Below are 8,830 nucleotides of genomic sequence, written 5' to 3' on the forward strand. Positions count from 1 at the left end.
CGGGGTGCGGTGTCCGTGCGCAGCCAATCGGCCGCCACGGCGGACCGGGTCGCGGTGCGGTGTCCGTGCGCATCCCTTCGCCCAGCCGCGGCAGGCCGCCCCGGGTGGGCAGGATGCGGATTAACCTCTAAAGGCCGGGCCGGCTGGACGATGGATCCAGCGGGACCCGGCCTTTCGATGACGTCAGGCCAAGGGTGTGGCAGCGGGCGTTTAGTCCAGCGGTACCGGGGTAACCCCCAGCGGAGCCAGCCTGGCCGCTCCCCCGTCTTCGGCGGTCAAAACCCAGATGCCGCCGTCGTGCACTGCCACGGTGTGCTCCCACTGGCAGGACCGCGAGCCGTCCGTGGTCACGACGGTCCAGTCGTCGTCCAGCACCTTGGTCTCGATGTCCCCGCGCACCAGCATGGGTTCGATGGCCAGGCAGAGCCCGGGACGGATCTTCGGGCCGCGGTGGTTCGTCCGGTAGTTCAGCACGTCCGGGGCCTGATGCATGGCGGTGCCGATGCCGTGGCCCACGTAGTCCTCCAGGATGCCCAACGGTTTGCCCGGCACGGAGGAGACGTAGTCGTCGATGGCGTTGCCGATGTCGCCCACGCGGTGGCCGGTGGCGAGGGCGGCAATGCCGTGCCACATGGCCTCCTCCGTGACGTCGGACAGCCGCTGGTCTTCCGGATCGGCGGTGCCCACGATCACGCCGCGGGCGGAGTCGCCGTGCCAGCCGTCAATGCTGCAGCCCCCGTCGATCGAGATGATGTCCCCGTCGCCGAGCACCTTACCGCCCGGGATTCCATGAACCACTTCCTCGTTGACGGACACGCAGACCGTTGCGGGGAAGCCGTGGTAGCCCTTGAAATTGCTCTTGGCCCCGGCCTCGTCCAGCACCGCTTCGAAGGCCGCGTCCACATCCGCGGTCGTCGCGCCGGGGACGGCTGCGGCAACCGCAGCGTCCAGGGCGCGGCTGACCACCAGGCCGGCGGTCCGCATTTTCCGGATCTGGTCCTTGGTCTTGTATTCGATGCTGGGCTGGCCGAAGGCCATGGGCTGCCTCTTCTAACTGTCTGGCGGGGTGTCAGGCCGTGACGGACTTGAGCGCGGACATGATGCGCTCGGTGACCTCGTCGATATCGCCGATGCCGTCAACGGTCGCGACGATCCCGCGGTCAGCGTAACGGCTCACCACGGCCTCCGTCTGCTCGTGGTACAGGGCCAGCCGGCGCCGGATCACGGTTTCGTTGTCGTCACTGCGGCCTTCCTGCGCGGCGCGGCCGAGCAGGCGCTTGACCAGCTCCTCGTCGTCGGCGGTCAGCTGCAGCACGATGTCCAGCTGCGAGCCGGCATCGGCCAGGATGCTGTCCAACTCGTCGACCTGGCCGCCGGTGCGGGGGTAGCCGTCCAGCAGAAAGCCGTCGGCGGCGTCGGGCTGCTTCAACCGGTCGCGCACCATGTTGTTGGTGACGCTGTCCGGCACGAACTCGCCCTTGTCGATGTACTTCTTGGCCTCGACGCCGAGCGGCGTCTCTTCCTTCACATTGGCTCGGAAGATGTCTCCGGTGGAGATCGCGACGATGCCCAGCCGGTCGGAGATGCGGGAGGCCTGGGTGCCTTTGCCCGATCCGGGCGGGCCGATAATGAGCATTTGTGTCATCGCAGAAGTCCTTCGTAGTGACGTTGCTGTAGTTGTGCGTTGATTTGTTTGACGGTCTCCAGGCCCACACCAACCATGATGAGGATGGAGACGCCGCCGAACGGGAAGTTCTGGTTGGCGTTGATCAGTACCAGGGCGATCAGCGGGATGAGCGAGACGATGCCCAGGTAGAGCGCGCCGGGCAGAGTGATCCTGGCCAGCACGTACTGCAGGTACTCCGCCGTGGGGCGGCCGGCCCGGATGCCCGGGATGAAGCCGCCGTACTTCTTCATGTTCTCCGCCACTTCCTCGGGGTTGAACGTGATCGCCACGTAGAAGTAGGTGAAGAAGACGATCAGTGCGAAGTAGACCGCCATGTAGAACGGCGAGTCCCCGCTGACCAGGTAGGTGTTGATCCAGTTGACCCACTCCGGCGGCGCGGTGGTTCCGTCGGCCGGCGTGTTGAACTGGGCGATCAGGGACGGCAGGTACAGCATCGACGACGCGAAGATTACCGGGATGACACCGGCCATGTTCACCTTGATCGGGATGTAGGTGCTGGTGCCGCCGACCGTGCGGCGTCCCACCATGCGCTTGGCGTACTGCACGGGGATGCGGCGCTGCGACTGTTCCACGAAGACCACCGCGGCGACGGTCAGCAGGCCGACGATCAGCACGCCCAGGAACACGTTCACGCCCTGGGTGTTCCAGATCTCGCCCAGCGAGCTCGGGAAACCGGCGGCGATGGAGATGAAGATCAGCAGGGACATGCCGTTGCCGACGCCCTTCTCGGTGATCAGCTCGCCCATCCACATGATCAGGCCGGTGCCTGCGGTCAGGGTCAGGATGATCAGGGAGATCGTGACCAGGTTGTCCTCGGGGATGATCGGGACCGGGCAGTCCCCCAGGAGGGCGCCGGTCCGCGCCAGCGACACCAGCGTCGTGGCGTTGAGCAGGCCCAGCGCGATGGTCAGGTAACGGGTGTACTGCGTGAGCTTGGACTGGCCCTGCGGGCCTTCCTGATGCAGTTCCTGGAACCGGGGAATGACGACGCGCAGCAACTGCACGATGATGCTGGCGGTGATGTACGGCATGATGCCGAGGGCGAAGATGGACACCTGCAGCAGCGCACCGCCGCTGAAGAGGTTGACGAACTGGTACAGCCCGCCGCTGGTGTTGCCCAGCGCCAGACACTGCTGCACGTTGCCGTAGTCCACGCCGGGGGCGGGGATGAAGACGCCCATGCGGTAGACCGTCATGATGCCGAGCGTGAACAGCAACTTGCGCCGCAGGTCCGGCGTCCGGAATGCCCGGCCAATTGCGCTAAGCAAGCGTCCTCCCAAGAAGTTTCTGATGCCGCTGCGCGGCAAGTCACAAGATCCGAGTCTATCGGCTCGGCCCGTTCGCATTAAACGGGTTAAGAATACGTGGTGTGCCTTAAAGCGGCTGAACTCGTGGCGGCCGGCGTAAACCGGCCACCACGAGTTCAGTCAGAGGCTGCTAAAAGACCCCACCAGTCACGGGCTGCTAGAGCGCCGTCACGGTGCCGCCGGCGGCGGCGATCTTTTCAGCGGCACTGGCGGAGAAGGCGTCAACCTTCACATCGACCTTGACGGTGATGTCGCCGGTGCCCAGGACCTTCACGGGCTGGTTCTTGCGAACCGCACCCTTGGCCACCAGGGCGTCCACGGTCACTTCGCCGCCCTCGGGGAACAGCTCGTTGAGCTTGTCCAGGTTTACGACCTGGAATTCCACCTTGAACGGGTTCTTGAAGCCGCGCAGCTTCGGCAGGCGCATGTGCAGCGGCAGCTGGCCGCCGGCAAAGCCAGCCTTGACCTGGTAACGGGCCTTCGTACCCTTGGTACCGCGACCGGCGGTCTTGCCCTTGGAGCCTTCACCACGACCGACACGGGTCTTGGCGGTCTTGGCACCGGGGGCAGGACGCAGGTGGTGGACCTTCAGAGTTTTGTTCTCTTCTGCCATTTTTACTTCGCCTCCTCAACCTTCACCAGGTGAGAAACAGTGTTGACCATGCCGACGGTCACTGCATCGGCGCTGCGGACAACGGTGTGTCCGATGCGCTTCAGGCCCAGTGAACGCAGCGTGTCGCGCTGGTTCTGCTTGCCGCCAATGACGGACTTGATCTGCGTGATTTCCAACTGCGCATCCGACGGAGTCAGATTCTTGGGTGTGGTCATTACGCACCTGCCTTCTGCATGTTGCGCAGCAGGATAGCCGGCGCAACCTCGTCCAGGGGCAGGCCACGGCGGGCAGCCACGGAGCGGGGCTCCTCCAGGCGACGCAGCGCATCGACTGTAGCGTGCACAATGTTGATCGCGTTGGCCGAGCCGAGCGACTTGGAGAGCACGTCGTGGATACCGGCGCACTCGAGCACGGCGCGGACCGGGCCACCGGCGATCACACCGGTACCGGCAGCAGCCGGACGCAGCATGACAACGCCTGCAGCGGCTTCGCCCTGCACCTGGTGCGGAACGGTGCCGGCGATGATCGGCACGCGGAAGAAGGACTTCTTGGCCTCTTCCACGCCCTTGGCGATCGCTGCCGGAACTTCCTTGGCCTTGCCGTAGCCCACGCCGACCATGCCGTTGCCGTCGCCGACAACTACCAGGGCCGTGAAGCTAAAGCGGCGGCCGCCCTTGACGACCTTGGACACGCGGTTGATGGTGACGACGCGCTCGAGGAACTTGTCCTTCTCGGCGTCGCGGGCGTTGTCGCGGCCACGGCCGCGGCCGCCACGGTCGTTGCCACCACGGTCGCTGCCACCGCGTTCGCCACGACGGCCGCCGCGGCGGTCCTCCTGGCCGGAAGCAGCGGTGGTTTCAGCGGATCCCGCGGCAGCGGTCTCAGTTGCTTCAGTCACCTGAGTTTCCTTTTCGTTGTTCTCAGCGGTCACAGTGCCAGCCCACCTTCACGTGCGCCGTCGGCAACCGCTGCGATACGGCCGTGGTACCGGTTGCCGCCGCGGTCAAAGACCACGGCCTCAACACCGGCAGCCTTGGCACGCTCGGCAACGAGCTCACCGACGCGCTTTGCCTTGGCGGACTTGTCGCCGTCGAGCGCCCGCAGGTCGGCTTCCATGGTGGAAGCGGAAGCCACGGTGATGCCCTTGCTGTCATCGACAACCTGGACAAAGATGTGGCGTGCGGAGCGGTTGACCACCAGGCGCGGACGGACCGCGGTACCGGTGATGCGCTTGCGGACGCGCAGGTGGCGGCGGCCGCGTGCTGCGGACTTGGACTTCGAGGTCCGCTTCTTATTAATGCTGATCGCCATGGTTTACTTACCAGCCTTTCCGACCTTGCGGCGGATTTGCTCGCCGGCGTAGCGAACGCCCTTGCCCTTGTAGGGGTCGGGCTTGCGCAGCTTGCGGATGTTGGCAGCAACTTCGCCGACCTGCTGCTTGTTGATACCGGAAACGGAGAGCTTGGTGGCGCCCTCCACGGCGAAGGTGATTCCCTCGGGTGCGTTGACGACCACCGGGTGGCTGAAGCCGAGGGCGAACTCGAGGTCCGAGCCCTTGGCCTGCACACGGTAACCGGTGCCGACGATCTCGAGGTTCTTCTTGTAGCCTTCGGTGACGCCGACGATCATGTTGTTGATCAGCGTGCGGGTCAGGCCGTGCAAGGACCGCGATTCGCGCTCGTCGTTCGGGCGGGAGACGGTGATGGTGTTCTCGTCCAGGGAAGCCGTGATGGGCGAAGCCAGAGTGTGGCTCAGCTCGCCCTTGGCGCCCTTGACGGAGACGACGTTGCCGTCGATCTTGACCTCAACGCCTGCGGGAACGGTGATGGGGAGACGTCCAATACGTGACATTTAATCTCTTCCTTTCCGTTACCAGACGTAAGCGAGGACTTCGCCGCCCACGCCCTTCTTGCCGGCCTGACGATCAGTCATCAGCCCGGAAGAGGTGGACAGGATTGCGATGCCCAGGCCACCGAGTACGTGCGGCAGGTTGGTGGACTTCGCGTAAACGCGCAGACCGGGCTTGGAGATGCGGCGGATGCCGGCGATGGAACGCTCGCGGTTCGGACCGAACTTGAGTTCCAGGGTCAGCTTCTTGCCAACCTCGGCCTCTTCTTCCTTCCAGCCGGCGATGTAGCCTTCGGCCTTCAGGATGTCGGCGACGCGAGCCTTGAGCTTGCTGTACGGCATCGACACTGAGTCGTGGTATGCCGAGTTGGCGTTGCGCAGACGCGTGAGCATGTCTGCGACAGGATCTGTCATAGTCATTGTGGGCTCTTGCCCTTCCTCGTAACGGTTTCCTCGCTCCGGTCAGCGCTGGGCGCCGGGGCGGGACCTTTCACGTAGCTAATTAATCTTCGGTCTTGAACGGGAAGCCCAGCGCCTTCAGCAGCGCGCGGCCCTCGTCATCGGTCTTTGCAGTGGTTACTACGGTGATATCCATACCGCGCACGCGGTCGATCTTGTCCTGATCGATCTCGTGGAACATGGACTGTTCGGTCAGACCGAAGGTGTAGTTGCCGTTGCCGTCGAACTGCTTGCCGTTGAGGCCGCGGAAGTCGCGGATACGGGGCAGGGCCAGGGTGACCAGGCGGTCCACGAATTCCCACATGCGGTCGCCGCGCAGCGTCGCGTGGGCGCCGATCGGCATGCCTTCGCGCAGCTTGAACTGGGCGATGGACTTGCGGGCCTTGGTGATCTGCGGCTTCTGACCGGTGATCTGGGTCAGGTCGCGCACGGCGCCGTCGATGAGCTTGGAGTCCTTGGCGGCATCTCCAACACCCATGTTGACTACGACCTTGACCAGGCGGGGAACCTGGTTCACGTTCTCGTACTTGAACTCGTCCCGCAGAGCCTGCTTGATCTCGCCGGCGTAGCGAGTCTTCAGGCGGGGGACGATCTTGGTGACAGTCTCAGTCATTAGAGGTCCTTCCCGGAGGCCTTGGACACGCGGATGCGCACAGTGCGCTCACGTCCATCACGCTCGACGGTTTCGGTGCGGTAGCCAACGCGGGTCGGCTTCTTGGTCTCGGGATCGACGATCGCCACGTTCGAGATGTGGATCGGGGCCTCAACGGTCTCGATGCCACCGGTCTTCGTGCCGCGTTCCGACTGCCCGGCCTTGGTGTGCTTGGTGACGCGGTTAACGCCTTCGACCAGCACCCGGTTGGACTCCGTGAACACCTTCAGGACCTTGCCCTGCTTGCCGCGGTCGCCGCCGCGCTCAGCCTTGGCACCGGTGATGACCTGAACCAGGTCACCCTTCTTGATCTTGTACTTAGCCATGGACTACAGCACCTCCGGAGCCAACGAGATGATCTTCATGAACTTCTTGTCGCGAAGCTCACGGCCGACCGGGCCGAAGATACGGGTACCGCGGGGGTCGCCGTCGTTCTTGAGGATCACGGCTGCGTTCTCATCGAACTTGATGTAGGAACCATCCGCACGGCGGCGTTCCTTCTTGGTGCGAACGATGACAGCCTTGACGATGTCACCCTTCTTGACGTTGCCGCCGGGAATTGCATCCTTGACGGTGGCAACAATGGTGTCGCCAATGCCTGCGTAGCGACGGCCGGATCCACCGAGAACGCGGATGGTCAAGATTTCCTTGGCACCCGTGTTGTCGGCGACCTTCAGTCGCGACTCCTGCTGAATCACTTATTACTCCTGTCGTCGCGCCGGTTCTCATTGCTGAGCCTTGCGGAACGGATATGGGTAGCCCGCACCGTAACTCCCCCTGACCGCACGCGTGTGCGGTCCGAAGGCGGTTGCGGGAATTTGCCTATTCTGTCCATGCGGAAGGATGGATGGTCTTTCCAAACGGCACAGGCAAGATTACTAGTTTATGACCAAGACACCCCGGACGTGAAATCACGGCCAGGGGCTTGTGCTTTTCAAAGGGTCCGCGGCCGAAACCACGGTCCCTTCCAAACCCTTCCGGCTGCTCCGGCGGACCGGGATCCTCTTGTGCCGGAAGGGAAACTTAAGGGTGCGGGGCCCGCCCGCTCGGCAGGCGGGCCCCGCGCAGGACGTAGGTCCTACTTGGCCTTTTCGATGATCTCGACCAGGCGCCACCGCTTGGTGGCGGACAGCGGCCGGGTCTCGGCGATCAGAACCAGGTCGCCGATGCCGGCGGAGTTCTGCTCGTCGTGGGCCTTGCGCTTCTCGGTCCGGCGGATCACCTTGCCGTACAGCGCGTGCTTCACGCGGTCCTCAACCTCGACCACGATGGTCTTTTCCATCTTGTCCGAGACGACGTAGCCGCGGGCGGTCTTACGGTAACCGCGAGCCGGAGTGGCTTCTTCCACAGTTGCATCCTTGTTCGTGTTTTCGCTCACTTGGCCTCATCCTCCGAAGCGGGGGTTTCGGTCTCGGCGGTTTCGGCTTCGGCGGCCTTTTCAGACTTCTTAGCCTTCTTGGCCTTCTTCTCCTCAACCGGAGCCTCCGCAGAAGCAACGACCTCGGGACGAATGCCCAGCTCGCGCTCACGCAGCACGGTGTAGATGCGCGCGATGTCCCGCTTGACGGCCTTCAGGCGGCCGTGGTTTTCCAGCTGACCGGTGGCGGACTGGAAACGGAGGTTGAACAGCTCCTCCTTGGCCTTGCGCAGCTCCTCTGCGAGACGGTCCTTATCGAAAGTCTCGAGCTGATCGGTTGCCAGTTCCTTTGAACCAACTGCCATTTCTATTCACCACCTTCGCGACGCACAATGCGTGCCTTCAACGGCAGCTTGTGGATCGCCAGGCGCAGGGCCTCGCGAGCTACCTCTTCATTGACACCGGACAGTTCGAACAGAACCCGTCCCGGCTTGACGTTGGCGACCCACCATTCCGGCGAACCCTTGCCGGAACCCATGCGGGTTTCGGCCGGCTTCTTGGTCAGCGGGCGGTCCGGATAAATGTTGATCCAAACCTTGCCGCCACGCTTGATGTGGCGGGTCATCGCAATACGGGCCGCTTCGATCTGGCGGTTGGTGACGTATGCCGGCGTCAGAGCCTGGATACCCCACTCGCCGAAGCTGACCTCGGTGCCGCCGGAAGCAGCGCCGGAACGACCCGGGTGGTGCTGCTTACGGAACTTAACTCGACGTGGGATAAGCATTTAAGCTTCTCCTCCTTCTGCCGCCGGCGCTGCTGCCTCAGCGGCAGGTGCCTCGGCCTTGGCTGCGCCCTCGCCTGCGGCGGGAGCGGCAGGACGGTCATTACGACGACGGCGCTCGCCACC

General features: G+C 64.0%; 15 protein-coding genes. All 15 read right to left on the bottom strand.

Features of this window, described 5'->3' with window-relative positions:
* Positions 1–210 precede the first annotated feature (210 nt).
* Complete coding sequence (map, locus tag AC5RUJ_RS06990) at positions 211–1,038, bottom strand: type I methionyl aminopeptidase (protein ID WP_494000473.1); 828 nt, start codon at positions 1,036–1,038, stop codon at positions 211–213.
* 31 nt (positions 1,039–1,069) lie between these two features.
* On the bottom strand, positions 1,070–1,645 hold the full coding sequence (locus AC5RUJ_RS06995) for an adenylate kinase (RefSeq protein WP_494128402.1): 576 nt from the start codon (positions 1,643–1,645) through the stop codon (positions 1,070–1,072).
* Positions 1,642–2,955, bottom strand: coding sequence for a preprotein translocase subunit SecY (secY, locus tag AC5RUJ_RS07000; protein WP_493979207.1), 1,314 nt, complete (start codon positions 2,953–2,955; stop codon positions 1,642–1,644). Before secY ends, AC5RUJ_RS06995 begins: the two co-directional genes overlap by 4 nt.
* A gap of 196 nt (positions 2,956–3,151) precedes the next feature.
* Complete coding sequence (rplO, locus tag AC5RUJ_RS07005; RefSeq protein ID WP_493979208.1) at positions 3,152–3,607, bottom strand: 50S ribosomal protein L15; 456 nt, start codon at positions 3,605–3,607, stop codon at positions 3,152–3,154.
* A 2-nt stretch (positions 3,608–3,609) separates the two neighbouring features.
* On the bottom strand, positions 3,610–3,822 hold the full coding sequence (gene rpmD / locus AC5RUJ_RS07010) for a 50S ribosomal protein L30 (RefSeq protein ID WP_127511076.1): 213 nt from the start codon (positions 3,820–3,822) through the stop codon (positions 3,610–3,612).
* Positions 3,822–4,538 (bottom strand): 30S ribosomal protein S5, encoded by a 717-nt coding sequence (gene rpsE, locus AC5RUJ_RS07015; RefSeq protein ID WP_493989347.1) that lies wholly within the window; start codon positions 4,536–4,538, stop codon positions 3,822–3,824. The genes rpmD and rpsE overlap by 1 nt, the downstream gene beginning before the upstream one ends.
* Positions 4,535–4,918, bottom strand: coding sequence for a 50S ribosomal protein L18 (rplR, locus tag AC5RUJ_RS07020; protein ID WP_127511074.1), 384 nt, complete (start codon positions 4,916–4,918; stop codon positions 4,535–4,537). Before rplR ends, rpsE begins: the two co-directional genes overlap by 4 nt.
* Positions 4,919–4,921: 3 nt before the next feature.
* Entirely contained in the window at positions 4,922–5,458 is a 537-nt protein-coding gene (gene rplF / locus AC5RUJ_RS07025; RefSeq protein WP_494000475.1) for a 50S ribosomal protein L6, read from the bottom strand.
* An 18-nt stretch (positions 5,459–5,476) separates the two neighbouring features.
* Positions 5,477–5,875: a 30S ribosomal protein S8 gene (gene rpsH / locus AC5RUJ_RS07030; protein WP_136784914.1), complete on the bottom strand. Its 399-nt coding sequence runs from the start codon at positions 5,873–5,875 to the stop codon at positions 5,477–5,479.
* Positions 5,876–5,957: 82 nt separating this feature from the next.
* Positions 5,958–6,527 carry a 50S ribosomal protein L5 gene (gene rplE, locus AC5RUJ_RS07035; protein ID WP_493989348.1) on the bottom strand — a complete coding sequence of 190 codons (570 nt, stop codon included), beginning with the start codon at positions 6,525–6,527 and terminating at the stop codon, positions 5,958–5,960.
* Positions 6,527–6,892 carry a 50S ribosomal protein L24 gene (gene rplX / locus AC5RUJ_RS07040; protein WP_493979212.1) on the bottom strand — a complete coding sequence of 122 codons (366 nt, stop codon included), beginning with the start codon at positions 6,890–6,892 and terminating at the stop codon, positions 6,527–6,529. The genes rplE and rplX overlap by 1 nt, the downstream gene beginning before the upstream one ends.
* A gap of 3 nt (positions 6,893–6,895) precedes the next feature.
* Positions 6,896–7,264 (bottom strand): 50S ribosomal protein L14, encoded by a 369-nt coding sequence (gene rplN, locus AC5RUJ_RS07045; protein WP_127511069.1) that lies wholly within the window; start codon positions 7,262–7,264, stop codon positions 6,896–6,898.
* A 380-nt stretch (positions 7,265–7,644) separates the two neighbouring features.
* Entirely contained in the window at positions 7,645–7,944 is a 300-nt protein-coding gene (rpsQ, locus tag AC5RUJ_RS07050) for a 30S ribosomal protein S17 (protein WP_494000476.1), read from the bottom strand.
* Complete coding sequence (gene rpmC, locus AC5RUJ_RS07055) at positions 7,941–8,288, bottom strand: 50S ribosomal protein L29 (protein ID WP_494101424.1); 348 nt, start codon at positions 8,286–8,288, stop codon at positions 7,941–7,943. The genes rpsQ and rpmC overlap by 4 nt, the downstream gene beginning before the upstream one ends.
* Positions 8,289–8,290: 2 nt before the next feature.
* The gene (gene rplP / locus AC5RUJ_RS07060) at positions 8,291–8,707 is read right to left on the bottom strand and encodes a 50S ribosomal protein L16 (RefSeq protein WP_493979215.1); all 417 of its coding nucleotides are present in this window, start codon (positions 8,705–8,707) and stop codon (positions 8,291–8,293) included.
* Positions 8,708–8,830 lie beyond the last annotated feature (123 nt).

It is taken from the genome of Arthrobacter sp. Y3223164 (assembly GCF_059091005.1).

Excerpts from the sequence above, each read along its gene's own strand:
- rpmC (WP_494101424.1), bottom strand. The coding sequence starts at position 8,288 with ATGGCAGTTGGTTCAAAGGAACTGGCAACCGATCAGCTCGAGACTTTC.
- rplE (WP_493989348.1), bottom strand. The coding sequence starts at position 6,527 with ATGACTGAGACTGTCACCAAGATCGTCCCCCGCCTGAAGACTCGCTAC.
- rplF (WP_494000475.1), bottom strand. The coding sequence starts at position 5,458 with ATGTCACGTATTGGACGTCTCCCCATCACCGTTCCCGCAGGCGTTGAG.
- rplO (WP_493979208.1), bottom strand. The coding sequence starts at position 3,607 with ATGGCAGAAGAGAACAAAACTCTGAAGGTCCACCACCTGCGTCCTGCC.
- AC5RUJ_RS06995 (WP_494128402.1), bottom strand. The coding sequence starts at position 1,645 with ATGACACAAATGCTCATTATCGGCCCGCCCGGATCGGGCAAAGGCACC.
- rpsH (WP_136784914.1), bottom strand. The coding sequence starts at position 5,875 with ATGACTATGACAGATCCTGTCGCAGACATGCTCACGCGTCTGCGCAAC.
- rplX (WP_493979212.1), bottom strand. The coding sequence starts at position 6,892 with ATGGCTAAGTACAAGATCAAGAAGGGTGACCTGGTTCAGGTCATCACC.
- map (WP_494000473.1), bottom strand. The coding sequence starts at position 1,038 with ATGGCCTTCGGCCAGCCCAGCATCGAATACAAGACCAAGGACCAGATC.
- rplP (WP_493979215.1), bottom strand. The coding sequence starts at position 8,707 with ATGCTTATCCCACGTCGAGTTAAGTTCCGTAAGCAGCACCACCCGGGT.
- rplR (WP_127511074.1), bottom strand. The coding sequence starts at position 4,918 with ATGGCGATCAGCATTAATAAGAAGCGGACCTCGAAGTCCAAGTCCGCA.
- rpmD (WP_127511076.1), bottom strand. The coding sequence starts at position 3,822 with ATGACCACACCCAAGAATCTGACTCCGTCGGATGCGCAGTTGGAAATC.